Source organism: Providencia sp. PROV223, assembly GCF_028479245.1.
In the GTDB taxonomy this organism is placed as follows: Bacteria; Pseudomonadota; Gammaproteobacteria; order Enterobacterales; family Enterobacteriaceae; genus Providencia; species Providencia rettgeri.
Window position 1 is genome coordinate 94,235 of the sequence record NZ_JAMPNG010000001.1, and the last position, 26,610, is coordinate 120,844.

At 38.4% G+C, this 26,610-nt stretch carries 22 protein-coding genes and 6 pseudogenes; 9 read left to right on the plus strand and 19 right to left on the minus strand.

Annotation, left to right across the window (positions count from 1 at the left end; all coding sequences use genetic code 11):
• Window positions 1-41 precede the first annotated feature (41 nt).
• Window positions 42-590: an NADAR family protein gene (locus PR767_RS00470; protein WP_123381954.1), complete on the plus strand. Its 549-nt coding sequence runs from the start codon at window positions 42-44 to the stop codon at window positions 588-590.
• Window positions 591-687: 97 nt separating this feature from the next.
• On the opposite strand, the gene PR767_RS00475 is transcribed toward PR767_RS00470, so the two are convergent.
• Entirely contained in the window at window positions 688-1,146 is a 459-nt protein-coding gene (locus PR767_RS00475) for a GNAT family N-acetyltransferase (RefSeq protein WP_184957443.1), read from the minus strand.
• A gap of 103 nt (window positions 1,147-1,249) precedes the next feature.
• On the opposite strand from PR767_RS00475, the gene pdxR reads away from it, so the two are divergent.
• Together pdxR and PR767_RS00485 are read left to right on the plus strand one after the other, a co-directional pair.
• Window positions 1,250-2,737 carry a MocR-like pyridoxine biosynthesis transcription factor PdxR gene (gene pdxR / locus PR767_RS00480; protein ID WP_110731923.1) on the plus strand — a complete coding sequence of 496 codons (1,488 nt, stop codon included), beginning with the start codon at window positions 1,250-1,252 and terminating at the stop codon, window positions 2,735-2,737.
• 94 nt (window positions 2,738-2,831) lie between these two features.
• Window positions 2,832-3,413 carry a YebB family permuted papain-like enzyme gene (locus PR767_RS00485; RefSeq protein WP_123381956.1) on the plus strand — a complete coding sequence of 194 codons (582 nt, stop codon included), beginning with the start codon at window positions 2,832-2,834 and terminating at the stop codon, window positions 3,411-3,413.
• Between the two features lie 79 nt (window positions 3,414-3,492).
• On the opposite strand, the gene yajD is transcribed toward PR767_RS00485, so the two are convergent.
• The 3 genes from yajD to PR767_RS00500 all read right to left on the minus strand — a co-directional run bounded on the left by yajD (window position 3,493) and on the right by PR767_RS00500 (window position 6,050).
• A complete protein-coding gene (gene yajD / locus PR767_RS00490) occupies window positions 3,493-3,840 on the minus strand; it encodes an HNH nuclease YajD (protein ID WP_004910806.1) in 348 nt (115 codons plus the stop codon).
• A 171-nt stretch (window positions 3,841-4,011) separates the two neighbouring features.
• A complete protein-coding gene (locus PR767_RS00495) occupies window positions 4,012-5,043 on the minus strand; it encodes a methionine synthase (RefSeq protein WP_109912189.1) in 1,032 nt (343 codons plus the stop codon).
• Between the two features lie 29 nt (window positions 5,044-5,072).
• Entirely contained in the window at window positions 5,073-6,050 is a 978-nt protein-coding gene (locus PR767_RS00500) for a DUF1852 domain-containing protein (protein WP_004910801.1), read from the minus strand.
• Between the two features lie 364 nt (window positions 6,051-6,414).
• Here PR767_RS00500 and PR767_RS00505 point away from each other — a divergent pair.
• From PR767_RS00505 to PR767_RS00515, 3 genes and pseudogenes are all read left to right on the plus strand, one after another.
• Window positions 6,415-6,672 (plus strand): annotated as a pseudogene (locus PR767_RS00505) (phage tail sheath C-terminal domain-containing protein); the annotation flags it as partial.
• Window positions 6,673-6,684: 12 nt separating this feature from the next.
• Window positions 6,685-7,098, plus strand: a complete 414-nt coding sequence (locus tag PR767_RS00510) for a phage major tail tube protein (RefSeq protein WP_272519739.1) — start codon at window positions 6,685-6,687, stop codon at window positions 7,096-7,098.
• 127 nt (window positions 7,099-7,225) lie between these two features.
• A complete protein-coding gene (locus PR767_RS00515; RefSeq protein ID WP_222959675.1) occupies window positions 7,226-8,737 on the plus strand; it encodes a phosphoethanolamine transferase in 1,512 nt (503 codons plus the stop codon).
• Between the two features lie 22 nt (window positions 8,738-8,759).
• On the opposite strand, the pseudogene PR767_RS21230 reads toward PR767_RS00515, so the two are convergent.
• The 4 genes and pseudogenes from PR767_RS21230 to PR767_RS00530 all read right to left on the minus strand — a co-directional run.
• Window positions 8,760-8,900 (minus strand): annotated as a pseudogene (locus PR767_RS21230) (tail fiber assembly protein); the annotation flags it as partial.
• A gap of 12 nt (window positions 8,901-8,912) precedes the next feature.
• Window positions 8,913-9,104, minus strand: a complete 192-nt coding sequence (locus PR767_RS00520; protein ID WP_004910797.1) for a hypothetical protein — start codon at window positions 9,102-9,104, stop codon at window positions 8,913-8,915.
• 37 nt (window positions 9,105-9,141) lie between these two features.
• Window positions 9,142-9,312 (minus strand): annotated as a pseudogene (locus PR767_RS00525) (phage tail protein); the annotation flags it as partial.
• Window positions 9,297-9,473 (minus strand): annotated as a pseudogene (locus PR767_RS00530) (baseplate assembly protein); the annotation flags it as partial. The pseudogenes PR767_RS00525 and PR767_RS00530, both read right to left, overlap by 16 nt.
• Here PR767_RS00530 and PR767_RS00535 point away from each other — a divergent pair.
• Both PR767_RS00535 and PR767_RS00540 read left to right on the plus strand, forming a co-directional pair.
• A pseudogene (locus PR767_RS00535) lies at window positions 9,465-9,668 on the plus strand (XRE family transcriptional regulator); the annotation flags it as partial. The pseudogenes PR767_RS00530 and PR767_RS00535 overlap by 9 nt on opposite strands.
• Window positions 9,669-9,674: 6 nt before the next feature.
• A pseudogene (locus PR767_RS00540) lies at window positions 9,675-9,839 on the plus strand (phage integrase); the annotation flags it as partial.
• 194 nt (window positions 9,840-10,033) lie between these two features.
• Here the strand turns inward: PR767_RS00540 and ahpF are convergent.
• The 6 genes from ahpF to PR767_RS00570 all read right to left on the minus strand — a co-directional run bounded on the left by ahpF (window position 10,034) and on the right by PR767_RS00570 (window position 18,279).
• On the minus strand, window positions 10,034-11,608 hold the full coding sequence (gene ahpF, locus PR767_RS00545) for an alkyl hydroperoxide reductase subunit F (protein ID WP_272519740.1): 1,575 nt from the start codon (window positions 11,606-11,608) through the stop codon (window positions 10,034-10,036).
• A 117-nt stretch (window positions 11,609-11,725) separates the two neighbouring features.
• Window positions 11,726-12,289: an alkyl hydroperoxide reductase subunit C gene (ahpC, locus tag PR767_RS00550; protein ID WP_004910793.1), complete on the minus strand. Its 564-nt coding sequence runs from the start codon at window positions 12,287-12,289 to the stop codon at window positions 11,726-11,728.
• A 188-nt stretch (window positions 12,290-12,477) separates the two neighbouring features.
• On the minus strand, window positions 12,478-13,602 hold the full coding sequence (locus tag PR767_RS00555) for an ABC transporter permease (protein WP_272519853.1): 1,125 nt from the start codon (window positions 13,600-13,602) through the stop codon (window positions 12,478-12,480).
• 5 nt (window positions 13,603-13,607) lie between these two features.
• Complete coding sequence (rbbA, locus tag PR767_RS00560; protein ID WP_210783155.1) at window positions 13,608-16,364, minus strand: ribosome-associated ATPase/putative transporter RbbA; 2,757 nt, start codon at window positions 16,362-16,364, stop codon at window positions 13,608-13,610.
• Window positions 16,361-17,431 carry an HlyD family secretion protein gene (locus PR767_RS00565; protein WP_004910790.1) on the minus strand — a complete coding sequence of 357 codons (1,071 nt, stop codon included), beginning with the start codon at window positions 17,429-17,431 and terminating at the stop codon, window positions 16,361-16,363. Before PR767_RS00565 ends, rbbA begins: the two co-directional genes overlap by 4 nt.
• Window positions 17,432-17,802: 371 nt before the next feature.
• Complete coding sequence (locus PR767_RS00570; RefSeq protein ID WP_110731917.1) at window positions 17,803-18,279, minus strand: GNAT family N-acetyltransferase; 477 nt, start codon at window positions 18,277-18,279, stop codon at window positions 17,803-17,805.
• Window positions 18,280-18,697: 418 nt separating this feature from the next.
• Here PR767_RS00570 and PR767_RS00575 point away from each other — a divergent pair, with 418 nt between their 5' ends.
• Entirely contained in the window at window positions 18,698-20,443 is a 1,746-nt protein-coding gene (locus tag PR767_RS00575) for an ABC-F family ATP-binding cassette domain-containing protein (RefSeq protein WP_164528879.1), read from the plus strand.
• A gap of 235 nt (window positions 20,444-20,678) precedes the next feature.
• Here PR767_RS00575 and PR767_RS00580 read toward each other — a convergent pair whose 3' ends face one another.
• From PR767_RS00580 to PR767_RS00600, 5 genes are all read right to left on the minus strand, one after another.
• Window positions 20,679-20,882, minus strand: a complete 204-nt coding sequence (locus PR767_RS00580) for a hypothetical protein (protein ID WP_004910787.1) — start codon at window positions 20,880-20,882, stop codon at window positions 20,679-20,681.
• On the minus strand, window positions 20,875-21,426 hold the full coding sequence (locus tag PR767_RS00585; protein WP_004910786.1) for a PadR family transcriptional regulator: 552 nt from the start codon (window positions 21,424-21,426) through the stop codon (window positions 20,875-20,877). Before PR767_RS00585 ends, PR767_RS00580 begins: the two co-directional genes overlap by 8 nt.
• A gap of 271 nt (window positions 21,427-21,697) precedes the next feature.
• Window positions 21,698-22,906, minus strand: a complete 1,209-nt coding sequence (tyrP, locus tag PR767_RS00590; RefSeq protein ID WP_272519741.1) for a tyrosine transporter TyrP — start codon at window positions 22,904-22,906, stop codon at window positions 21,698-21,700.
• A gap of 20 nt (window positions 22,907-22,926) precedes the next feature.
• Entirely contained in the window at window positions 22,927-24,867 is a 1,941-nt protein-coding gene (locus PR767_RS00595; RefSeq protein WP_272519854.1) for a pyridoxal phosphate-dependent decarboxylase family protein, read from the minus strand.
• A 404-nt stretch (window positions 24,868-25,271) separates the two neighbouring features.
• On the minus strand, window positions 25,272-26,282 hold the full coding sequence (locus PR767_RS00600) for an NAD(P)H-quinone oxidoreductase (protein ID WP_004910780.1): 1,011 nt from the start codon (window positions 26,280-26,282) through the stop codon (window positions 25,272-25,274).
• Between the last annotated feature and the right edge of the window lie 328 nt (window positions 26,283-26,610).

Sequence of the window (26,610 nt, forward strand, 5' to 3'; positions counted from 1 at the left end):
TCGATAAGCTAAGAATATTATTCCTTAATAAAACTTAAGTTATGGATATCAAAAGCCTCTGTAAACAATACCGCTCAGGGAAAAAATTTAAATATATTTTCTTCTGGGGCCACCAAACCAAGCAAAGCCAAATTACAAAAAGCTGTTTCAGCCAGTGGTACCCTTCCCCATTTGTTATCAATAATCACCGTTTTGCTAGCGCAGAGCATTTTATGATGGCAGAAAAAGCACGCTTATTTGGTGATTTAGAAACATTGGATAAAATTATTCATGCACCAAATCCTGGTGCAGCTAAAGCATTTGGCCGTGAGGTTCGTGGGTTTAAACAAGATATATGGGATGAAAACCGTTTTACCATTGTTGTTGCGGCGAATATGGCCAAATTTTCTCAAAATAAAGAAATTAAGCAGTTTTTACTTGCCACAAACGAACGTGTTCTGGTTGAAGCTAGCCCCGTTGATAAAATTTGGGGAATAGGCCTTGCCGAAGATGCTGAAAATATTGAAAACCCATTAACATGGAAAGGGTTAAATCTGCTCGGTTTTGCATTGATGGAGGTTAGAAGTCAGTTAGCCAATCTAACTGCCTAATTTTTGCTTATTTTCTGATAAAAACAAAAAACCCGTTGTGACTAAACAACGGGCCTATCGATAGGTTACTGAATATAGGATATGCTACTGCGTTTTATTACAAAGGCATTCTATATTCAATTACTCCTGGTTTTTCTGCTACCCAATTATACAATTTTTGACCTCGTAAATTGGTTTCCTGTGTATGCCAATATAAGCGGCCACATTGTTTTTCTTGTGCTTGTGCATGTACAAATTCAATTAATTGTTTTCCTACATGCCGCCCGCGCATTTCTGGTGTCACATATAAATCTTCTAGGTAACAAAAATCATTTTCTGCCCATGTTGAACGGTGAAATAAATAATTCACAAAACCAACAACTTTTCCACCTTCAAGCGCAACCGCACAATACATCGGTTCATTTTCATCAAAAAAGCGCTCCCATGCTTTTAGGGTAATTTCTTCGCTTAAATCTACTCGATAAAATTTTTGATATTCCAGCCAGTACACTAACCATGCAGGATAATGTTCTGGAGCAACAAATTCTACGGTAACTGATAATGTTGTTTTACTCATAATAACCCTTCCATTTGTAGACATATTACATAATGGAGTTATAGTACATAGCAATCTGGCCCTGTATAAGAGACACTTTTGTTATTTATTTAGGAACCATTTTATGCGACGCCAACAACATGCGCAGTTCCCATTACTTTTACTTGAAGATGGACACATTAAGGAAAATGTTTATCACACAATACGTAACGCTATCTTAGATGGACGTATTGCTGCCGGTGTTAAACTACCCTCATCGAGAGCATTAGCAGAAATGATGTCAATCTCGCGAAATTCAGTTATTGCTGGGTTTGAACGATTAATTGATGAAGGGTATCTTTACTCTAAAAAAGGCTCAGGAACTTATGTGTCACCCCATATTCCTGATGAATTAGTTGGCACTATAAGTAGTACTAAACAGCGTGACCAATCTGGATACCCTGCATTAAATCTGAACCCAAGAGTTTCTACTTTAACAAATTTATGGAAAAACTCACGGCCGAATACCGATAAGAACTCAATGTTTAATATTGGTATTGGCTGTGTAGACCAATTTCCACATGAATTATGGGGTAGATTATTAGGCCGAGTTTGGCGTAAATCTAAACATACAATTACGCATTTTAATCACCCTGATGGGTATACCCCGCTTAAAAATTTATTAGTCGATTACGTTCGTTCTACTCGCGGAGTTCATTGTAAACAGCAACAAATTATTATTGTCAATGGAACACAGCAAGCTATTAACTTAGCCGCAAAAGTCTTATTACAACAAGGGGATAAAGTATGGTTAGATGACCCTGGCTATGATAGTGCGAGAGCTATTTTAACCGCAGCAGGTGCTGAGATTGCCGCTATTCCATCTGACAGAGAAGGAATGGATATTGTATACGGTGCAAAACATCATGAAACAGCAAAATTAATTTACACCACGCCTTCTCACCAGTTTCCTCTCGGCACCACTCTCAGCTTACCGAGACGTTTAGCATTATTGGATTGGGCACAACAAAATAATGCATGGGTTTTTGAAGATGACTATAACAGTGAATTTCGTTTTCTATCAAAACCTATTCAAGCCTTACAAGGCTTAGATAATCATCAACGTGTTATTTATGCAGGGACATTCTCTAAAATGATGTATCCCGGTTTTCGTTTAGGTTTTTTAATTGTGCCAGAAATTCTGAGTGAGGCATTCACCATGATGAAATATTATAGTGATAGCCACTGTAGTTATTTAGAGCAGGCAGCTTTAGCGCAGTTTATCCAAGAAGGCCACTATGCACGCCACGTCAGAAAAATACGAAAGATATGTTACGACCGACAAAATACGTTTATCAATGCCATCAACCATTATCTCCCGCATATATTTGATGTACAAATGACAGACTCAGGCATTCATACCGTTTGTTGGGTTAAAGATGGTTATGATATTAACCTGATCCTTAACCAATGCCGTCTGTTAGGCTTTGGTGCACAACCGCTATCGCGTTACTGCATTCAGAGTGCTCACCAAAATGCGATTCTATTTGGCTACGCTGCTCATGGTGAAAACGAGATAATTAGCAACGTAAAACTACTTAGCGAACAATTGAGTAAAATATACCCTAGTTAAACAAAAATGATTTTCAGCTTTTATCCGATAGCTAGAAATTTTTCTAATCTTTATAACTGTACCTTAATAGCATTGTTTATATTGAGGTACTTTTATGACAAAAATAAATTATCCACATGAGTACGAAGTTGGCGATGTTGTCTTTACCAGTATTGGGAGCGAATTATTTCGCCAAATAGCCTCAGCATCTTTATGTTGGAGTAACCATGTTGGCATGATTGTCGGCCATAATGGCGAAGACTATTTGATTGCAGAAAGTCGTGTTCCGCTTTCAACAACCACAACCTTATCTCGCTTTATTTCCCGTTCATCTGGTAATCGTTACAGTGTACGTCGATTTGCTCATACACTAACCCATGAACAAAAATCAGCATTAGTCGCTGAAGTTCCTGCTCGCTTAAACAAATTTTACCACACCGGGTTTAATTACAATTCACCTAGGCAGTTTTGCTCTAAGTTTGTTTTTGATATTTACCAATCTGCGTTATCAATCCAAATTGGCGAAATTGAAACCTTTGAAGAATTATTAACTAAAAATCCGAGTGCAAAATTAAATTTCTGGAAACTTTGGTTTATTGGTCATATCCCATGGAAACGCACTACAGTGACGCCCGCAAGCCTATGGAATCACCCTGAACTATCACTCGTATATCGTAGTCATGAGGATATTCATTAATAACCAATATGGATTTAAATACGTAAAAAGCACTCGATAGAGTGCCTTTAAATACAACAGCCTGAGTCTGCAATGATACTTATTTTTTCTTATTCATCATTGATTTTAAATCAGCAAATGGGTTATAGGTTGCTGCTTCAACATCATTTTGCGCATCTTCCCCTGCAACAACATTAGTGCCATACATCTCAGCCTCTGTGTACTTCGAATGCTCATGATCATGGCAAAATAGGCATAATAGTTCCCAATTGCTGCCATCTTCGGGGTTATTAGTATGATCATGGTCGATATGGTGAACGGTTAATTCACGCAAATTTGAATACACAAACTCGCGGGTACAGCGCCCACAAACCCATGGATAAATCTTAAGTGCTTTTTCACGATAGCCACTTTCCAATCGCGCATAGTTTTTAGGGATCAAAGCCATTGCCAATATTCCTATTGAAGATCGTAATTTTGAAATAATACGCCTAATATACCTCAAGTCAGAACAAAAAAAGAAACTCAATGCAACAAAAAACCCAGATATCATGAAGTCCCAATTTTATAGGGCACCTCATCAATTCTGGGTCCTTTTATCCGTTAATTTATACTTAGATTACTTATTCAACAATTCTCTGCGGATAATCTCAGCACCCGCACTTAATGCATTGAGTTTACCGGTTGCGACACGACGAGATAACGGCGCCATCCCACAGTTTGTTGATGGATAAAGTTTATCTGCATCCACAAATTGCAGTGCTTTACGTAGCGTATTGGCGACTTCTTCTGGTGTTTCGATAATATTACTGGCTACATCAATCGCCCCCACCATCACTTTTTTACCGCGAATAAGCTCAATCAAATCCATTGGAACATGGGAGTTATGGCATTCCAAAGAGATAATATCGATATTCGAGGTTTGTAGTTTTGGGAAAGCCTCTTCATATTGTCGCCACTCGGAGCCCAACGTCTTCTTCCAATCAGTATTAGCTTTGATGCCGTATCCATAACAGATATGAACCGCAGTTTCGCATTTCAGCCCTTCAATGGCTCTTTCTAACGCGGCTACGCCCCAATCATTCACTTCATCAAAGAATACATTAAAAGCTGGCTCGTCAAACTGAATGATATCAACGCCCGCCGCTTCAAGCTCTTTTGCCTCTTGGTTCAAAATCTTAGCAAATTCCCACGCCAATTTTTCACGACTTTTGTAATGATTATCATACAGGGTATCAATCATCGTCATTGGTCCAGGAAGCGCCCATTTTATCGGCTGGTTCGTTAGCTTACGTAAAAATTTAGCATCTTCGACAAAAACAGGCTTTTGACGTTCAACCGCGCCAACCACCGTTGGCACACTTGCATCATAACGATCGCGAATTTTAACCACTTCACGCTTTGCAAAATCAACACCGCTGAGATGCTCAATAAATGTCGTCACAAAGTGCTGACGTGTTTGCTCACCGTCACTAACAATATCAATTCCAGCACGCAGTTGATCTTCAAGGGATAAGCGCAGTGCGTCTTGTTTTCCCTCAATGAGCTCTTCATTTTGCAACTTCCAAGGAGACCAAAGCGTCTCAGGTTCAGCAAGCCAAGAAGGTTTTGGTAAGCTACCCGCGGTAGAAGTTGGTAATAATGTTTTCATAATAATTGACCTTAAATATTTATAATTAATCAAAGCGCGTAGTTAGCAGACCATTGCTCTAGAATATGCCTATAGGGTTCAATAAAGTGTTCTTCCGTATATTTCCCTTGCTCAATAGCCAATCGGCTACGTTCTTCGCGGTCATAAACAATTTTTGTTAATGAATAATCTTGGTTCGTCAAACTCGGTTGATAGCATGGTCCCGCAACGGAGTTCGCATTGTAAATCTCCGGGCGATAAATTTTCTGGAATGTTTCCATCGTGCTAATCGTGCTAATTAATTCAATATTGCTGTAATCGCTCAGCAAATCTCCCGTAAAATAAAATGCCAGCGGTGCAACACTGTTTTGAGGCATAAAATAACGAACCTGTAATCCCATCTTTTTAAAATATTGATCCGTTAATGAAGCCCCATTTTGCTGATATTCAATACCTAGTACAGGGTGTTGATTACCCGTACGATGATAAATATCTTTATTTGAGACACTTAAACAAATGACTGGCGCCTTACTAAAATGGGTTTTGTATTCGCTAGAATTAACAAAATATTTAAAGATATTCCCATGTAAGTCACCAAAATTTTCTGGAATACTAAAGTTTGCTTGGTCTTTATTGTGGTCTAACAATAAAACACTAAAATCATAATCACGCACATAAGATGAAAAGTTATTTCCAACTATGCCCTCAGTACGTTTGCCTGTTTTGTGATCAACAATATTGGTTTTCAATATTTCAATCACAGGAAAGGTATTACTATTCCCTTCAACACTCATCTCAACAGAAATAATTTCAAGTTCGATAGAGTAACGGTCACTTTTAGGGTTATCCCAGTAAGCTAATGTATTGAAACGGTTGTTCATCATGACAAGCGTGTTACGCAAATTTTCTTGGCGATTTTTCCCTCTGGCTAAATTAGCAAAGTTAGTTGTAATACGTGTATTTTCAGAAGGATTATAATTTTCGTCAAAAAGACTACTTTTAATCGTAAATGTAAAATTTTTGTTCATCGTCTCGTCACACCCTAAATTCCAAGATGGAAACTCAATTGACTTCTTGATTTTCTAGAAGTTTTAGTTGTCCATTCATCAATCTTTATGTTGTAAATACGTTAATTTGTTTGCGTTGTCTAATTTATGCCAGAGCTGTTGATTGAGTGAAAGCGACTTAATTTCATTTCAAACATGAACGATTTTCATGATCATTTATTTCACTTATTTTAATTATGTGACAGAGAACTAAGAAATATTATTTTTCATTATAATTCATAGCATTAAGTGTATTATATGGACAATTTCCTAGAGGGGATGAATACTCGACACGAAGACTTAAACATTGGTCAGTGAAATAAATTTATTTAGTACATATAGAAAAATCGACAAAACACTCACGCCCTCATTGGTAAAAGATATTGTGGATGGTATCAACCGCAAAGGCGCACAACTCGTCACGCAAGGCCGTTTATTGGGCTTCCAGTGCTGGTATGACCCATCGGATAACCCTAAAGAAAATTTACGCGATGGTAAGGCGCACATTCGCTACAAGTACACCCCCGTACCGCCACTGGAAAACCTGACATTAACGCAAGAATTCACTGACGAGTATTTCGCTGTTTTTGACCAACTGGGCTAAGGAATTTGAATTATGGGTATGCCTAAAAAACTCTTTTTGTTTGACCTATACATTGATGGCCAAACCTACCTTGGACAAGTAGAAGAAGTCACCCCGCCAAAGCTGTCATTAAAAACGGAGGATTATCAGGGTGCCGGTATGGTGGGCTCCATTGCTGTCATGATGGGCTTTGATTCTGGCGCATTAGATATGGATGCCTCTATGGGTGGCCTAATGTCGGAATTATTAGAAAGTTGGGGCGCGACGATTGACTGTAAGCAATTCTGCTTTGCTGGCTCTTACTACGATGATCCAACCGGTGAATCCGTTCCGTGTGAAATTCAAACTCGCGGGCGTTTCACTGAATTGGATTTCGGCAGTGCGAAAGCCGGCGATAACACAAACAACCATGAGCATAGCCATGATATAGAACTTTATAATGAGTGACATAGCTCAATCAATGATAAATTTTTCTGATAATATCAAAAATTCAATCCTATTGTTATGTTTCGTTTACTCTATTTGTGCTAATCTACGCGGCAAAAATTAAGAGTGAATTGTTAAAAAGCTAGTTATGATCCAGAAAATACAAAATGTAATTTTAAGCAAAATAATGCTGAAGTTTATCGCATTATTTTTTCTCTTTTCTATATTACACAAGGTAATGGGCTATCCATTCAAGCCGCTGTATATATTTTTCATAAGCATTGGTTTGCTTTATGTGAAAAATAGCATCTACCGTTTTATTGTTTTATTTTTCACTATTTTAGCTGCTATTTATTTACCTGTCGGGTTGATTTATGGCTCCCCTACATATAATACAGTTGCTTCCTTTTATTATACCGACATACAAGAATCACGAGAATTTATATCAAATATAGATAATAAATATTTTATTTATTCTATCTTAATACTCGCTTTTGGAACTTTAGTTAGCTTTATTAAAGCCAATTCGATGAATTATCATAAAAAGACAATACTAAGTATCGTAATGGTGTTTTTTTTCTTCACTCCCTCAAAATATGCTTTAAGTGGTAAATATGAGAGAGCGGCTAATTCAGGAACACCAGAAACTCGTTTTTTTACAGAGCTCATTTATTCTATTTATTCCTTAATCAATGAGGTTGAATTATATACAAGTGATGACACTTTTAAAATCACTGACGTTAATAACCAATATGATACTTACGTTATTGTTATTGGTGAAAGTGTCCGAAAAGATTTTATGCAAGAATACGGTTTTAAAATACAGAACACACCATTTATGAGCTCCATCAATGGGACTTTTTTTACTAACTACACTTCTGCAGCGAGTTCGACACAACCTTCTTTAACGCATAGCTTATCCTTATATCCTGAAATCGGTAATAACATCATGACATTAGCTAACAAAGCAGGTTTTGATACTTACTGGTTATCTAATCAAGGATTTGTGGGTGAATATGACGGCTCAGTTGCCGCTATTGGACGAAGAGCAAACAATAGTTTTTTTATTAAAAGAAGAAGTTCAGATGATAAATCAGTCTCTCCAGACGATGCATTGTTACCAGAATTTAAATTGGCTTTGAAGTCCCAAGTACCTAAAAAACTTATTGTTGTTCATCTTATGGGAAGTCATACGCCATTTTGTACCAGAACAGAGGAGCAGTTTGATCATTTTTATCAGAATAAAAAATTCTCTTGTTATGTCCAGAGTATAAAAAATACAGATAAATTGTTATCAGAAATATATTCTGACTTAAGTAAAACTAAATCAAAATGGTCAATGATGTATTTTTCTGATCATGCGTTATCTTTAACATATGACAAAAATGAATTGGCACATAGTGATAAGTACAAGCAGAACTATGAAGTGCCTTTTTTCATCACATCTTATAATTCTAAGCATAAAGAAATAATAAACAGCCGTCGTAGTGGGCTAAGTTTTATGTCTTTATTTTCTCAGTGGACCGGAATAGAAGAAAGTAATATTGAAAGTAATTGTGATATGTTGTCTAAAAATGATTGCCCTAACCAAAATATCATAATTGATTTTAATAGAAATCATCGCATGTTTGATGATTTACCCGATGATTATTCCAAATAAGAATAAAATGGGATGCCTTCACTCATAAGGCATCCTTAAAATATGACGGATAAACTAGCCAAATAATATCCGACGCAGTTGAAATCTCTACTCGATTTAATATTACTCGATATCTTTTCCAGGCGCTTAATTGTAATTTCTCACTTTCTAAAGCAATCCCTAAATCTAATGTATCTTATAATGGAGTTATGATCTTATCTGCATGATTGATCAATTTAACTTTACATTTATTAGCTATGTAAACTTCTTTTTCTTTCAATTCAGTCGCTCCAAGTTCTTTCCATTCTGGGAATCGGTTAAAGTTTTGTATAACTTTGAAACCTAATTTCTCGGTTTTTGTAAACTCATCATAAGTAGACTGGAACACCCAAACGCCTTTTAAGTCACTTTCAATCTCAGCACTAAATCATACGGATAGTTTGCGTGCGACCTGAGCCCTCGGCCAATAATGGTTTATAAGTTTCAGGGCAATTCGCCACGACCACCAATAACCCCGATTTATCAAACAAACCAATTTCCCTCATCCACCAACCGCCCTCATTTTCGGGGATCACTTGTTCCGCAATAACTTGGTTAACGGCTCAGATTCTAAGTCCAATGTACGTGCAATCGTTTCCCGCTGCTCTACTAGCATAGCAGCTATTAACGCGGCTTTTCGCTCGGCGAATAGCACCTCATAATCTAATAACTCGACCACATCCGATGCGGGTAACAAACTCAAATCGTTACCTATCATGGATATGAAAGTGGAAAAGCTAAAATATCATTGGAGTCTGCGATGAAATTCTTTAAGCACCCCCGATTTAGAAAATACCGAGATTGGTTCATGTTCGATGAGGTGAATCCCGAAGCTGGCCAAATCGCACCGGCTTTAGCGCACACTAGGCACGAAAATTCAGGCTCACCCCACTCAGACAAGAAAACTAGTTAACAATTTTTCGCAACCCATTTTATGATGAATGGCGGTAGTATTATTACTTTGCAGAGGATCTTAGGGCACTCAACATTACAGCAACCCCTGACCTACGCACACTTTGCACCGGACTTTCTTCAAGATGCGATTACATACAACCCATTAAAAGGAGGAACAGAGTTAGCTTAATAGGTTGTTCGTTTTAGGATGATTTTGAGGACGAAAAGCAATACAAATTTAACTTTTGCATATCCACAAATTGTCCACACTTGAACACTTTTAGGCACTTTTGAGCCTTTTTTGTACAGATTATGCACAAAAAAAAGGCACTCGCCCCCGAGTGCCTTTTGACTACAACTCACTGAATATAAAGTAAATTACACCTATTCAGCGGTTCTGGTACTTGTGCGGATTAGGTAATCAAAGGCGCTAAGTGCGGCTTTTGCTCCTTCTCCGGCTGAAATAATAATTTGCTTATAAGGGACTGTAGTACAATCGCCTGCAGCGAAAATACCTTTAATACTGGTCTCATTACGAGCGTCAATTTCAATTTCGCCCATACGGTTTCTGGCGACCGTATCACCTAACCAATTGGTATTTGGCAATAAACCAATTTGTACGAATGCGCCAGCCACTTCCAATAAATGTACGCTATCATCGGTACGGTCTTTATACTCAAGTCCGGTCATTTTACTGCCATCGCCTTTTACTTCTAAGGTTTGTGCATTGACGATAATATCGACATTTTTCAGGCTACGGGCTTTTTGCTGTAACACTGAGTCTGCTTTCAGTTCCGGAGCAAACTCCAGTACGGTCACATGTTCAACCACTCCAGCTAAATCGATAGCCGCTTCAATACCTGAGTTCCCGCCACCAATAACAGCAACACGTTTACCTTTAAATAATGGGCCATCACAATGCGGACAGAATGTTACGCCTTTAGTGCGATATTCTTGTTCCCCCGGAACACCCATATTTCTCCAGCGCGCACCCGTTGAAATAATGATACTGCGTGATTTTAAGATACCACCTGATGCTGTTTCGATTTGGTGTAATCCACCTTCTTCTGCAGCTGGGATCAGTTTTGCAACTGATTGACCATCAATAACATCAACATCATAGTTGTCCACGTGGTTCTTTAATGCACCTGCAAAAATGGCACCTTCCGTTTTGATAACTGAAATATAGTTTTCAATATCAACCGTATCCATGACTTGGCCACCAAAACGCTCACCAATCACACCAGTGCGGATCCCTTTACGAGCCGTATAAATTGCCGCTGAAGCCCCTGCTGGACCACTACCAATAACAAGCACTTCAAAAGGTTCGCGCTCTGTTAGTGATTTTGCTGCACGCGCATCCGCATTGGTATCGACTTTGCTAACAATCTCGCTTAATGTCATACGCCCTTGACCAAACTCTTTTCCATTCAGGAAAACCGCAGGAACGCCCATTACATTACGTTCATCAATTTCATTTTGGAAAAGTGCACCATCAATAGCGGTATGACTAATATTTGGATTTAAAACTGCCATCAAGTTCAGTGCCTGAACAACATCTGGGCAGTTATGGCAAGATAAAGAATAATAAGTCTCAAAATGAAACTCGCCTTCAAGACCTTTAACCTGCTCTAATAACTCTTGTGCTTCTTTCGATGGATGACCACCGATTTGCAATAAAGCCAGCACAAGAGACGTAAATTCATGTCCCAGAGGCGAGCCGGCAAAACGCAAACCACTATCTGTACCTGGGTTAGTAATTAAAAAAGAAGGTGTTCTTACTGCACTATTTCGTTCTTCACGTACAGTGACTTTATCAGACAACGACGCAATTTGTTCTAACAGCTGTTTGATTTCATTTGATTTTTGGCTGTCATCTATATTAGCAACTAATTCAACGGGCTTAGTTAAACGTTCTAAGTAGGCTTTCAATTGTGCCTGTAAATTATTGTCGAGCATGTAATCCCCTTTAATTTTTATCATAAAATCGGGTACATATACCCGTCATGATCCAGGTTGCAGGCCTAGACACCTGCAACCTGAATTATTCAGTATTAATCAATTAAGCTAGATTAATTAGATTTTGCCGACTAAGTCCAAAGATGGGGACAGCGTTGCATCACCTTCTTTCCATTTAGCTGGGCAAACTTCACCTGGGTGGCTAGCAACATATTGCGCTGCTTTTACTTTACGCAGTAAATCTGAAGCGTCACGGCCAATGCCTTCTGCTGTAACTTCAATCGCTTGGATGATACCTTGTGGGTCAACAACGAAAGTACCGCGGTCTGCTAAGCCTTCATCTTCACGCATGTTTTCGAAGTTACGTGTTAATGCGCCTGTTGGGTCACCAATCATTGCATATTTGATTTTACCGATAGTTTCTGAACTTGCATGCCATGCTTTATGGGTAAAATGTGTGTCAGTAGAAACAGAGAAAATTTCAACACCTAATTTTTGGAATTCTTCATAATGGTCAGCAATGTCACCCAATTCTGTTGGGCAAACAAAGGTGAAGTCAGCTGGATAAAAGAAGAAAACACTCCATTTACCTGCAACATCTTTCTCAGAAACTTCGATGAATTCACCGTTTTTAAATGCTTGGTTAGTAAATGGTTTGATTTGAGTATTAATTAATGACATATGATGTTCTCCTGTTTGGTTGCCTATTAAGTTACTGTTTTACAGCAGCTTAATCCAATCATTACCTACTATCGATTTGATAGGTACAGCCTAATCATATTTTAAAAATCAATAGGTGAGACATTAAAACGCTTCCTGTTCTGTTCAGCAAGCGTTTTATTTATAAGGTCTATTTTATGTTCAGTGAGTTAAGCCATGGTGGCAATCGTTTTGCGAAAACGAATGAGTGCGAGGGAAAAGAATACAGCGCCAATCACAACGAGCACTGCAAATTGAGGCCAAACAATTTGGAAACCTGCTCCGCGATATAAAATCGCCTGAGCTAGACTAACAAAGTGTGTGGTCGGCATGGTTAACATAATATCTTGAACGAGCTGGGGCATGCTTTCTCGTGCTGTCATCCCGCCAGAAAGCATGTTTAATGGCAACAGTACTAAAATCATCAACAAACCAAACTGAGGCATAGATCGTGCAATTGTCCCCATAAAAATACCAATTGATGTTGTCGCAAATAAACTCAAGGCAACTCCACACATAAACAATAAGATAGACCCTTCTATGGGGACTTGTAGCAATGTTTTTACCACTAAAATTAAGGAAACACCGGATGCAATCAATACCACCAGCCCCATTGACCATATTTTTGACATCATAATTTCAAATGGTGTTAGTGGCATGACCATCAAGTGCTCAACGGTACCGTGCTCTCGCTCCCTGATAAGTGCTGCCCCCGTCAAAACGATCGATAGCATCGTAATATTATTGATAATTGCCATAACAGAACCGAACCATGACTGCGTCAAGTTAGGATTAAAGCGCATGCGCACTTCCAGATCGACAGGCAAACTCGCATTACTGCGGTATTTTGCTAAAAATTCGTTCACTTCACCTAAGGTAATGTTTTGAATATAACTATTCCCTAAGAAGGCTTGGCTCATTCGTGTTGCATCAATATTCACCTGAATTTCTGGATGCCGGCCGGCAAGCACATCACGTTGAAAATTAGGCGGAATATCTAATGCAAATGTATATGAGCCACGGTTTAACAAGCCATTAATTTGGTCTGGTGTGATATCTATGGGGGGTAAGAAATAAGGTGCGTAAAAGCTATTGATTATCCGGTTTGATAACTGTGACTTATCTTGGTCAGCAATCGCAATGGGAGCATTATGTAAAGAACCGGGTGTCACCGTTGCCGACGAATAAATCGATACCGTAAAAGCAAAGACAATCAAGGCTAGCATTGCTTTATCGCGGCCCAGACTGCGCAATTCTTTGATTCCTAAATTAAAAATATTCTGAATTTTACGTATCATCACTATGCCTCCTGCTTTTTCAGGAATAAAACACTTAGCCCAATAACCAGTGGTACGGTGATCAGTAATGGAATAAATGATGACTGTAAATCAAATAAATTTAACCCCTTAGAGAAGGTTCCTCGCGTGATAGTCAAAAAATGTGATGTTGGATAAACCATCCCAACCCAGCGGCCAATACCTTCCAATGATGAGACAGGGTCAATCATTCCTGAAAACTGAGTTGCTGGTATCAATGTGATGATAGAAGTACCAAAAATTGCCGCAATTTGGCTTTTCATAAAGCATGAAATTAGTAGTCCCATACCTGTTGCAATACTGATATACAGAAATGCTGCCAGCGTTAATGTCAGAAAACTACCTTTGAATTCAACACCAAATATATACACTGATAATATGCAAAGTAATACAAAGTTAAACATGCCTAATAAAATGTAAGGGAGCTGTTTTCCAAGTAAAAATTCTAATTTGGTGATCGGGGTGACATAAAGATTGATAATCGAACCAAGTTCTTTTTCCCGAACAACACTTAACGCACTCAGCATGGCGGGTATCATCATTAATAATAATGGAATAACCGCGGGAACAATCGCCGGCAAACTGCGAACATCTGGGTTATAACGATATCGAGTTTCAATGTCGATAGCGGGCATACCAGCAACACCTACGGGTTGACGAGCAGCCATCGTACTTAGCCATGCTAAGTGCATTGCTTGTACATAGCCACGCACAGTTTCAGCACGGTTTGGCATGGCACCATCAATCCACACGCCAATTTTGACGTTATTACCACGAGCGATATCCCTAGCAAAATTAGGTGGAATTTCTATCGCAACAGTAACATCACCGCTACGCATTTTTGCCTCTAAGTCATCATAATCTTTAATTGGTGGTTGTTCGATAAAGTAACGTGAGCCTGCTAAGTTCAGAGTATATCCCTGACTTAGCCCTGTTTGGTCGCGATCGAGTACTGAAAAACGTAAATTTTCTACATCCATACTAATACCGTAACCCATGATAAACATAAGAATTACAGTTCCCAATAACGCCAATGTAGAACGGACAGGATCTCGACGCAATTCCATGCCTTCCCGGATGGAATAACTAAATAACCGACGTAAACTAAAGCGTTTTTTCAACGCTTCAGTCGCTTGTTCTTTCAGTTCAGGGTCAACATGGAACTCAGGCGCAGTTTCTTGCCCTTGCCCTGCATCACCTACCGCATCTTGCAAATAAGCAATAAAAGTTTCTTCTAACGTCGCTAATCCGCGTTTTTTGGTTAAGTTTGCAGGCGTATCACAATCAAGTACCTTTCCTGCATGCATTAATGAAATCCGGTCACAGCGTTCGGCTTCATTCATAAAGTGAGTTGAGATAAAAATTGTGACGCCGTCACGCCTTGATAAATCGACCATTAAATTCCAGAACATATCTCTGGCAACAGGGTCCACTCCTGACGTTGGCTCATCGAGGATTAACATTTCAGGTTCATGAATAACAGCGACAGCTAAAGATAACCGTTGACGAATTCCTAAAGGCAAATCATCAGGCATAGTACCCCTGACTTCCTCGAGTTCAAATCGTTGACACATATCATCAATGCGTTGTGCGATTTTTTCTTCTGGAATATGAAAGAGTTTTGCATGCAGTTCAAGGTTTTGCTCAACACTGAGTTCACTATATAACGAGAAAGCTTGCGACATATAACCGACGCGTTTGCGTGTTTCGATATCCTTCGGATCAATTTCTTGACCAAATAGCCACGCTTGACCTTCACTGGCTTGTAATAAACCCGTCAACATTTTCATTGTGGTTGATTTACCACAGCCATTGGAGCCTAAAAATCCGAAAATCTCCCCTTTCGGAATTTTAAAATTAACATGGTCAACAGCGACAAAGTTGCCAAAACGCATGGTTAGGTCTTGAGCCTCAATGGCAATAATATTGTCTTTTGTGGTATCACGCGCAGGGATCACAACCTTTTTGTGCCCGCTACGCTTTTCTTCTGGTAGTAATTGAATAAACGCAGCTTCAAGGTCATCACATTGCGTCTGTGCTTTTAATTCAGAGGCATGGCCAGTGGCAAGCACCTTGCCATCATCCATTGCCACTAACCAATCAAAACGTTCGGCTTCTTCCATGTAAGCTGTTGCGACCAAAACACTCATATTGGTTTGTCGCAAACGAATACGATCGATTAAATCCCAAAATTGTGCACGAGATAACGGGTCAACCCCAGTGGTAGGTTCATCTAAAATTAATAAATCGGGATCATGAATTAACGCACAGCATAATCCCAACTTTTGTTTCATGCCTCCTGATAATTTGCCAGCAGGACGGTCTTTAAAGGGTGCAAGCCCTGTACTTTCAAGTAAATCTTGAATGCGATATTCACGCTCAGCTTTTGATTGGCCAAATAAACGCCCAAAAAAATCGACGTTTTCATAAACAGATAATGTATGGTAGAGATTCTTCCCTAAACCTTGTGGCATATAAGCGATGCGAGGGCAAACAGCTCGGCGGTGTTCAATGTCATTCATATCACCATCAAGTACCGTTATTTGGCCTTCTTGAATCACTCTTGCCCCCGCGATCAGAGAAATCAAGCTTGATTTTCCTACACCATCTGGACCAATCAACCCAACCATTTTTCTTGCTGGGATGGAAAGTACAATGTCATCCAACGCACAATTATCACCATAATGCTGGCTGACATGCTGTATATCGATAATCACATCATCCATCAGTTTATTGGTCATTGTGGTAATCTCACCTCAAGTTCAGCAGGCCAAGATTCATTCGGATCCAAACGTACATACGCTTTACCAGGTAACCCTGTTTTGACATATTCTAAGTGTTGCTCTAATAACTCAGGGGAAATACGCGCACGTACTCTGAACATCAATTTTAAGCGTTCATTTTGTGTTTCTACGGTTTTGGGTGTGAATTGTGCAACACTTGCCACGAACGTGGTTTTTGCTGGGATCACGATGTTTGGTGCAGCATCAAGGATAATGTGAACATCACTGCCTAAGGCAACTTTACCTGCATCTTCAGTCGGTAAGAAAAAGGTCATATACACATCACTTAAATCGACCATATTCAAGACCCGCCCACCAGCGCCAAGTACCTCTCCAGGCTCAGCGACACGGTATTGAATACGCCCGTTTCTTGGTGCTTTTAGAATACTGTCATCTAAGTCCGCAATAATGCGACGTTCCGTTGCTGTCGCTGCATCAACACGGTTTTTCGCTTGGACAATACCGGCGCTTGCAGAATCAATCGCTGATGTCGCGGCGGCAACTTGCGCTTTTGACGCCTCCAGTGCTGCGCGAGCACCTTGCATCTGCGCTGTATCGTCATCGACTTGTTGTTGAGAAACAGCGTTGGTTCTTACCAAAGCTCTAGAGCGATTTAATCGTTTCTGTGCGGCGTCTAATTCCGCTTCACGTTGGCGAACAACCGCTTGAGCGGCAACTTTTTCACTTTTTCGTTGGGCTAAAGCAGATTCGGCTGTTGTCACTGCACTAATCGCTTGGCGTAACTGGGCTTGTACTTCATGAAGCTGCTCTTGGAGCGCTCGTGTATCCATACGAGCAAGTTCTTGCCCTTCTTTAACAAAATCGCCTTCTTTTACATTAATCGTTTCAATGCGCCCTGCAGTCTTAGTCGCAATATCAATTTCCGTTGCTTCTATACGGCCATTACTTTGTGCAAATCCAGCAGGTAGCCCACCTGAATTAACATTCCAGTAATAAAAACCACCCGCAACAATAATTATTATTAAAATGATGTAAAAAGATATTTTTTGCTTATTTATTTTCATACCATCCCTTTCCATTAAATGAGAAAACAAGGAACAACAATTATTTTGATTATTAACCTGGTAAATATTAATAAAACGATATAACTGTCCTATATGCTAAATAAATACAACTAAGACAAAAGTAATAATTTTTTATTTTTTAACTATGTTAGTACGTGTAAACACAGTTATTAAATTAGCTATCTATCTAATTTAATAACATTTTATCAGCATTTAAGTTAAGTGAAGTTGCCTTGTGTCACAAAAAGGTAGAATAGACAGATAAAAACAATAATAAGGCATTAATTGTATACATTTAATTCAATATATAAAAAATAAAGCCAGTCAATTAGTTTACTGGCTTTATTAATAACATTTGATTTGAATAAATATTAGCAAGCAAATTCAGCTATCGTTTTTTCGTCCATGCGGTAACGAACCCACTCATCCTGTGGTTGCGCACCTATACTTTTATAGAAATCAATCGCTGGCTGATTCCAATCAAGAACGCTCCATTCCAGACGCTGGCATTTTCGATCTACGGCCAATTTTGCAATATGTTTCAATAGTTTTTTTCCGGCACCTGCCCCTCTATAATTAGGGGATACATATAAATCCTCTAAATAAATGCCACTATTACCTAACCATGTTGAATAACTTGTAAAGAATACGGCATACCCTGCTGGCTGCCCATCGACATAACAAATCAATGCTTCAGTGCTTGAATTTTCATCGAATAAGGAATTTTCGATATCAGCAACTGTAGCTTTCACTTCATGACGTGCTTTTTCGTAATCCGCAAGTTCAATGATCATATCTAATATCAAAGCGGCATCTTGGTGGGTTGCTGACTTTATTTCTACGTTCATGTGGGGCTCTCTTAGCTTTTGAATCCTAATTTTAAACGCTACCAACGAAGAACCCAATTCACAGCAGTATTATTCATTTCTTCGTGCATGATATAAGTATCATTTATATCTGTGGATATACTTAATTTAACAATAATAATCAAACAACGCATTTCTGGACATTGTTTGCCAAAGACTATGTTTGCTATGATTATCTCATGGATTAACTTAACAAATATTAAGGAGGCTAATCTATGCTGTTGTGTGATCTTATTGAATACTCACACTTCTTTGGTAATCGCCAGAGCTCAGGCTTTCACAGTTTTATACTGCGATAACCCTGCCTGAGCGAAGCCACTAAAGAAAATCTTCCCTCAGCTTACTGGGTTGTCGTGACGACTATGCCCTGGCATTTTTATGCCTAAAATTTGAGTAAGCTATGAGCACTTTATTAACTGTAAAATCACTAAATTACGATACTTCAACCTCGACTTTATTGAATGATATCTCTTTTACCGTTCAACAAGGCGACCGTATTGGTTTAATTGGCCATAACGGAAGCGGAAAAAGTACATTATTGAAGCTAATAACCCAGCAATTGTCCCCTAATAATGGCAGTATTACTTATGCGAACCACTGTGTTACTGCTTATATTGAACAACATTTACCCGATGATATTGCTTCCTTAACACTCCTTGATGCACTGGTTCAAAAATTACCTGAACAAGACAAAGTCACTGAACGCTGGCGGGCTGAAGTTTTATTATCAGAATTAGGTTTTACACCTGAACAGTGGGAACAAAAAGCTTATGCCATCAGTGGAGGGCAACATACTCGTTTGCTTCTAGGTCGTGCTTTAATTGAGCAGCCCGATTTACTACTACTTGATGAACCAAGTAATCATTTAGATTTACCCACACTTATTTGGTTAGGTAATTTCTTACAGTCATGGAAAGGCAGTTTCGTACTCGTGTCTCATGACCAGTCATTATTAGATAAGGTGAGTAACTGCACTTGGATTTTACGAGATAAATCACTGCATTTTTATCGGTTACCTTGCAGTGCAGCACGGCAAGCATTGAGTGAAAAAGACATTACTGATGCACGTCGTAATCAAGCCGAGCAAAAAGAAATTGACCGTATTGCATCAAGTGCCAAGCGCTTAGCTATTTGGGGGCATGTGTATGACAATGAAGCCTTATCACGCAAAGCCAAGCAGATGGAAAAACATATTGATCGGCTTAAAGATGCCCAAACTGAGTTAACTGAAGGCTATCAATGGAAGCTTGCTTTAAATGGCAAAGCGATTCCTGCAGATAGAGTTTTGGAGTTGGAATACACTGTTGTTTCAACACCGAATGGAAATCAGTTGTTTAAAACGGCATTTCATCAAGTGAAAAGTGGTGACCGTATCGCCATCATGGGCGCTAATGGCTGTGGTAAATCGACACTATTACGTCTACTTTGGCAATGTTATCAACAAGATTTGCGTTATAGCTCGCAATTGAAGTTTCACCCAGCAATCAGTGCTGGTTATTATGACCAACAATTAGAGCAGCTAAATGATAATGATAGCCTACTAGAGGCACTACGTCATTTTGCACCTTTAACCGATGAACAACGAAAAATGGCCTTGATTGGCGCTGGTTTTGCTTATTCACGCCATCAACAGAAAGTAGTAACACTGAGTGGTGGAGAACGCGCTAGGTTATTGTTTATTGGTTTAAGTTTAGCTCAGTACGAGTTGATTTTATTGGACGAACCTACCAATCACCTTGATCTAGAAGGCAAGGAAGCGCTTTGTGAACAAATTAGCTTATTTTCTGGAGCATTATTGGTTGTAAGCCATGATAGATGGCTCATTGAAAATAGCTGCCAACGCTTCTGGTTTATCGATGATAATCGGCTAGAGGAATACCTTAATGTTGATGATATTTATCATAAAATCGAGCTGCAATCCCAGTCATTATTAACGCCTACACTTGGGAGAGATGTCTCTGTTAAATCGGCGATTAAAATTCCTTGTGAGGAAGATGCGCATGAAGATGAGCTACTAGAAACATTACTGATATTAGAGCAAAAGTTACTTGCGGATCAAAAACGCAAACTAAGCCACCAAAAGCCACAGTTACAACAACAGTGGATAAATGAAATAGCCCAAATACACGCTAAATTGGGCTTATAACCGATACCCCCTGATGACGCTAAGTGATCAGGGGGCCTTCTCAATAAGTCGTATACTGATATAGAATGATAGTTACAGTTTACAAAATAATTATATGTACCCTAAAATTTACCTTATTGACGAAATAATAGAAAATTGAGTACTGTTATTCATCAATAATGAAAATAATTGCATTTATTCTTTATGTTCTTTATGCCTTTCGTATGAATAAAGATTTTGTAAACTATCCAAATTATTATTTTATTTTTTGTTTTTTAGCTCGCTTAAAATATGACGTTGGGACATTGGGGCAAACAACCTCTTTAAATTTAACATCTTTATTCGTATTCACAGGCGGTTCATTTTCAGAAGTAACCGGGTCGTTGCTCTGTGGTATTTTGCTTGTTTCTTTCATATATAAATGCTCTTTTGCTTGTATAATATCATTCGTTTTAGCCATTTGATTTTCCCTCTGCCACTAACACCGCATTAACTTGCTCAATTCGTTCCACTGCGCGGTTAATGATCTCAACGACTCTTGTTGTCTCTTCTTTTGTCAACTGTTGTATCACGATTTGGTGTCTCAACAATGACTTAAATTTATCTACAGCACATTCAATTTCATTAGCAAATTGATTACCTGCTTTTAATTCCTGTGCATATTTTAATTTTAGTTGAACTTCTGCCAATATTTCAGCTTTGAGTAATAAAAAACAGCGACCTTCTGGAGTAATCACATAACACTTGCGCCCTTTTCCATTATCTTTACCCGCTGAAATAAACCCTAACTCTTCTAATAACGTTAGAGTCGGATAAATTACACCCGGACTTGGACAATAAAAACCTGCCGTTTCTTCTGCAATTTTTTTTATTAACTCATAACCATAATTAATTCCCCCCGTCAGTAAATGTAGGATATAAATCCTTAACTGTTTAGGGTTAAACATACGACTGACACTTTTACCGTTACACAAACACGGGTCTAGTTGTTGTTCACTGGCCATTAAAATTCTCAGGGTTATTTACTCTAAAACCGATATATCTAACATAATAGTTACTTTTACAGAAAATGCCAGCTTTAGATATATCTGTTTTTGTGCATAACGTGCTAATGATAATCATTCTTATATGGATTATACCGACTAAATGTCGATACAACAGTAAAAAATGTGCGGTAAATTGTCTAACTGAGTAAATTATGCCGTAAATTTGAGAAAGGCTTTAAGGAAAGGAACAAGCCAGCTATCAAAAGACAGCTGGCAAGTAAACGGTTTATTAGCCAATATTAGGTAATATGTTGAAAACAATCCCTAACTGAACACCAATAACTATAATGCCACAAATAAATACCAATGATAGACCTAATCCACCACCCAATACTTGATATTTCTGTGGGTTCAATGCCCTTGATTTAAATGCCATTGCACTAGGTAGTAATAAAGCTAGTATTGAAAGTGCAATTGCGGCATATCCTAATGCCATCACAAACCCTTTAGGATAAAATAAAGCAAAAACTAGCGGTGGTCCAAAGGTTAGTAAACCTGTTTGTAGACGCCCTGAAGCATTATCTTGACGTTTAAATAAGTCTGCTAAAAAGTCAAATAACCCTAAAGCAACCCCAAGGAAAGATGTCGCTAGAGCCAAGCTCATGAACATTTGTGCAATTAACTCTGTTTTTCCTGATTGAGCCACATCCTTAATTGCATCTAATAGTCCATTAAGCCCTGCGTTTTCAGCCAAAATACCAACGAACGTGGTTGTACCAATACTCCCTAAGGTTACGATTTGCCATAAAATATAAGCAATCAATGGGATAGCACTTCCGATGATAAAAATAACTCGCAGCTTTTTGACATCTCCCCCCATGTATTTAACGATACTTGGGACGCTACCATGAAAGCCAAATGAGGTAAAAAATACTGGTATCGCAGATAAAATGAGAACTTTTTCAGTTGGCGCAGCCAATAAATTTTGTTGCTCAACATGCGGTATCATTAATGCCAATATAATGACTAGGAAAACAATTTTTGCAGCAAATAAAATACGGTTGATAAAATCTACGGATGAAGTCCCGAAACATACAACGCCACCGCCAATGACGGTAAATACAACAATTCCCATCCAATCGGCCATTTCAATGGCAAAACTACTTTTTAAATTTGAAGTAATGATTTCCCCTGCACCACTGACATAAGCCGCTGTCAGTGCATACATAAGGAACATCATACTGAAACCCGTAATAAATTTGCCGCTAGACCCTAAATACCGCTGCGCAACACTACCAATCCCCGTTTCGTGGGATTCATGTTGATAAACCTCGACCAAAAGCAATGCTGTGTAACACATCAATGCCCATAACACTAATAACATAGCCAAGCTAACTAAAAACCCATTACCAGCAGCCGCGATAGGCATAGCTAACATACCTGCGCCAATCGTAGTACCTGCAACAATAAATACACTACCAAGTGTGCGATTTTTCATATTGAGATCCTAACAATCAATTAAATATTAATTTTATAATTGGAATGATTTGACTTATTTTCTTCATTAATGAGTTGTTGCAGTTTATCTTCAAAGATATTTTTTAACTCCGCCCAATAGGTTTCAAAATGTGCCCTATCACGCAAGCAATGCGTCATGATTGCTGCCCGTAGTACATAAATTGACCGCACTTTATGCCATTCATTATCAGAGAACTGTGCATCTCGACATAAATTCAATGGATTATCACCATATTCGTCATAAGTTAGCGAAGTTGATGAGGTGAGAAAATCATTAGAATAACTCCGACCAGCTGCATAAGAGCATAATTCATATAGCCGCTTATTGAGCTGATTTTGCTTTTCTAAAGAGGTGTTTCCGATTTCACGAAACATAAAGTTAATCATATGAAAATCAGGCGTAGGCATCGCTATAATTGAAAATTGACGCTCATCAATAATGAAAGGCTCACATTGATTAATTTTGTCAATCATCCAATTAGCTGTGATGATCCCTGCGGCAATCACTTTTCCATACCCTAAAACATTTAATGGGACTAAGCGGTGTGCAGCCCATACCGCTGCGGCGGTTGCGCCCGCTTTTGATCCTTCCATGATGGAAGAGCCAAGTAATACATTTTGCGTTTTTTCTGCTTTACGCTGTTTTTCTTGCACTTCTTCAAATACATAAGCGGCATGGTAAGAAATCAAATCAACAATCCGCTTATCTTTCATACAAATAGCCCCCGCCGCATACGGAATAAACCCCACTTTATGAGGGTCAACGGTAATAGAATCAGCTTGGCTTAATGCTTTAAAACTTTCATACACATCGCGTTTTGGCCACACCATATTTTCAGGGAAAATTCCTTCACTATGATACCGTTGGATTAAATTCTCATACTCCATAAATTGATTTTCTTCATCACGAAACATCGCACAAGCGTATCCCGCATAAGCAGCATCGATATGCACATAAAAAGAAACACCAAAACGTTGCTCACATTCACGTCGTAGCTCAATGACTTCTTTGACATTGTCAATTGCGCCAGTTTCTGTGGTTCCCATAACGGCAACGACTGCTAAAATAGGTTCTTCTTGCTCAATCAATGCAAATACGGTTTCACGCATTTTACACACATCCGTTCGATAACTTGCATCAACGGGTAGTTGCACAATATTCTGTTGGCCTAAACCAAGGATATCCATCGCTTTCATCCATGAATAATGTTTAGACTGGGGAACCAATAACTTACCAAGCTTTCCTTGCTCTACGCCAACTCCACGGCAGGTTAAATCACGAATTTCCTCAAAAATTTGCTGTTTCTTTAATTCGTCAATTAAGTCTAGAACTGTAGATACTGAAAGATTGAGCAACTCTTTTTCGGTTTTCCCCTTTAGCAAGTATTGGGATTTTGGGTGCTGCATAACCGCCAACGGTAGTGTTTTAATATTTCTAGCCACCCATAATCCTTCATAGTTAGCTACTGTGCCACCTGATGTAATATGCCCCCAAGCATGTTGTACGTCATAACCAAACATGGCACATAAATCTAATCCGGCCTCTATTTCTAAAACGGTTGTCGTCGGAGAAGATTCTTGTGCACAATTATTAGGGTTGTACATCATCGCCATAACATAAGCTAAATTAGAAATCATCAGCGTATCTGCATTCATATGGCCCATATAACGTGGAGAGAACCATGGAACTGATGTTGTTTTTAATTTTGAAGAGAGTTGATTAAGAATACCTTCTGTACGATATAACGTATCTCGGTATTCAGGGGCATAGCGGTCAACGGTAGAGATAAGATCAGGGTCTTCTGGATGATAGCTAGAGCGCCAATGCATGTGTTCACTCACTGAATATTCCATCATTTCTTTGAAAAAGACAGCATTTTCAGATTTAGGGCCTAAAAACAATGCATCTACATTCATCTTTGCATTTTTAAAATTATTCATCATTACTACACCTTCAAACTGCAATTAGCAGCCGCTAGTTGCATTTAAGTCACTTAACTTAATATCATTGGAAAGTGCATAACGGGCTGTGTTTATATAAAAGATATCAATATATTAATGATATACATTTAAAAATATCATTTAAGGATTACTTATTGATAAACAAACCGTTAATGGCCAACTTGTTTATAGATATAATCTATTTTTATTAAATTATTAACAAACCAATTGGAATTTCATTCTAATTTGTGGACGAGCACAAAAAATCAAAATTTAGTTAACTGTAAAGAGATATTTACGCTAAAAAGACTTGATTATGTAAATTATTTGTTATAAATGGACTGGTTTTTACTATTATAAATATATCGTAATACAACAATAAAAACCAGAATGAAAAATTCTATTTAATTGTTTATTAGGACTATTTTACCAACAAGATCACCTGATTCCATATATTCATGAGCTTCTTTTACTTGGTCTAAAGGATAGCATTTGTTAATAACAGGTTTAATTTCACCTTTTTGTAACATCCCCCAAACTTGTTCTTTGAGCTCTTGTGCGATCAAAACTTTTTCTTCAATAGTTCGAGAACGCATTGTTGATCCCGTATGAGTTAATCTTTTTACCATTAAAGGCATCATATTTAACTCTTTAGGGTTACCTTTCATCATCCCAATCTGGATAATGCGCCCAAACTTAGCAGCAACTTGATAATTTTTTGCAACATAATCGCCACCGATAATATCCACGACCATATCTACACCTCGAGAGGAAGTATAATTGAGCGTAGCCTCAACAAAATCATCTTTTCTATAGTTAACAGCACAATCTGCACCTAACGATTTTGCAACTTCAGCCTTATCCTCAGAACCAACAGTGGTAATCACTGTTGCACCAAACGCTTTCGCTAACATAATCGCCACACTACCAATACCCGATGTTCCCCCGTGAATAAGTACTGTTTCGTCTTTTTTTAACTTGCCGATTTGAAAAACGTTTGCCCAAACAGTAAAAAAGTTTTCAGGTATTGCCGCCCCCTCGATAAAAGATAAATTCCCTAACGGTAAGGCGATGTGCTTATGCACTAGACAATATTCCGCATAACCGCCCCCAGCAACCAGCCCACAAACTTTATCACCTAGCTGCCATTCCGCTACATCATCCGCCTTGCCTACAATAGTTCCTGCAATTTCAAGCCCCATAATCGGTGAAGCATCAGCCGGTGGAGGATAAGATCCCTTACGCTGAAAAATATCAGGACGATTAACGCCCGCAGCTTCCACCTTAACAAGTAAATACCCTGCAGAAATTCTAGGTAACGGTTTATCAATTAATCGCAGCTTTTCTGACCCACCAGGTTCTATAATGTCAACAACTGTCATCGAAGTGGGTAAAGACTGTTGAGTAAGTGTCATTATAATCTCCTTATTGAGGTTAATTTGAAAAATTGATATTCATAAATTTATTTTCGTGTTAAATTAATGCTAATTAGTTTAATATTTCGTGCTCAAGCACTATAATTTTAAGTATTAATTACAATGGTGATATCTGTCATCTTTTTATCGTTTAGAGGGTGAAATTTAATCTATATCAAATTTTATATTTAGTAATCTTCTTTAATTTAGCATTAATATCTAAATTCACTAATTTCTTCCATGTTCTCTGATTGGCTTTTTTGTTTATTAAGTCGATTCTGTCATACATTACTACTTACCAGTTGCATTATCTTATGTTAAAATTGAC

What these genes read in the sequence shown, in the direction of transcription:
- PR767_RS00470 (WP_123381954.1), top strand. Translation starts at nt 42, where the DNA reads ATGGATATCAAAAGCCTCTGTAAACAATACCGCTCAGGGAAAAAATTT.
- PR767_RS00475 (WP_184957443.1), bottom strand. Translation starts at nt 1,146, where the DNA reads ATGAGTAAAACAACATTATCAGTTACCGTAGAATTTGTTGCTCCAGAA.
- pdxR (WP_110731923.1), top strand. Translation starts at nt 1,250, where the DNA reads ATGCGACGCCAACAACATGCGCAGTTCCCATTACTTTTACTTGAAGAT.
- PR767_RS00485 (WP_123381956.1), top strand. Translation starts at nt 2,832, where the DNA reads ATGACAAAAATAAATTATCCACATGAGTACGAAGTTGGCGATGTTGTC.
- yajD (WP_004910806.1), bottom strand. Translation starts at nt 3,840, where the DNA reads ATGGCTTTGATCCCTAAAAACTATGCGCGATTGGAAAGTGGCTATCGT.
- PR767_RS00495 (WP_109912189.1), bottom strand. Translation starts at nt 5,043, where the DNA reads ATGAAAACATTATTACCAACTTCTACCGCGGGTAGCTTACCAAAACCT.
- PR767_RS00500 (WP_004910801.1), bottom strand. Translation starts at nt 6,050, where the DNA reads ATGAACAAAAATTTTACATTTACGATTAAAAGTAGTCTTTTTGACGAA.
- PR767_RS00510 (WP_272519739.1), top strand. Translation starts at nt 6,685, where the DNA reads ATGGGTATGCCTAAAAAACTCTTTTTGTTTGACCTATACATTGATGGC.
- PR767_RS00515 (WP_222959675.1), top strand. Translation starts at nt 7,226, where the DNA reads ATGATCCAGAAAATACAAAATGTAATTTTAAGCAAAATAATGCTGAAG.
- ahpF (WP_272519740.1), bottom strand. Translation starts at nt 11,608, where the DNA reads ATGCTCGACAATAATTTACAGGCACAATTGAAAGCCTACTTAGAACGT.
- ahpC (WP_004910793.1), bottom strand. Translation starts at nt 12,289, where the DNA reads ATGTCATTAATTAATACTCAAATCAAACCATTTACTAACCAAGCATTT.
- rbbA (WP_210783155.1), bottom strand. Translation starts at nt 16,364, where the DNA reads ATGACCAATAAACTGATGGATGATGTGATTATCGATATACAGCATGTC.
- PR767_RS00565 (WP_004910790.1), bottom strand. Translation starts at nt 17,431, where the DNA reads ATGAAAATAAATAAGCAAAAAATATCTTTTTACATCATTTTAATAATA.
- PR767_RS00570 (WP_110731917.1), bottom strand. Translation starts at nt 18,279, where the DNA reads ATGAACGTAGAAATAAAGTCAGCAACCCACCAAGATGCCGCTTTGATA.
- PR767_RS00575 (WP_164528879.1), top strand. Translation starts at nt 18,698, where the DNA reads ATGAGCACTTTATTAACTGTAAAATCACTAAATTACGATACTTCAACC.
- PR767_RS00580 (WP_004910787.1), bottom strand. Translation starts at nt 20,882, where the DNA reads ATGGCTAAAACGAATGATATTATACAAGCAAAAGAGCATTTATATATG.
- PR767_RS00585 (WP_004910786.1), bottom strand. Translation starts at nt 21,426, where the DNA reads ATGGCCAGTGAACAACAACTAGACCCGTGTTTGTGTAACGGTAAAAGT.
- tyrP (WP_272519741.1), bottom strand. Translation starts at nt 22,906, where the DNA reads ATGAAAAATCGCACACTTGGTAGTGTATTTATTGTTGCAGGTACTACG.
- PR767_RS00595 (WP_272519854.1), bottom strand. Translation starts at nt 24,867, where the DNA reads ATGAATAATTTTAAAAATGCAAAGATGAATGTAGATGCATTGTTTTTA.
- PR767_RS00600 (WP_004910780.1), bottom strand. Translation starts at nt 26,282, where the DNA reads ATGACACTTACTCAACAGTCTTTACCCACTTCGATGACAGTTGTTGAC.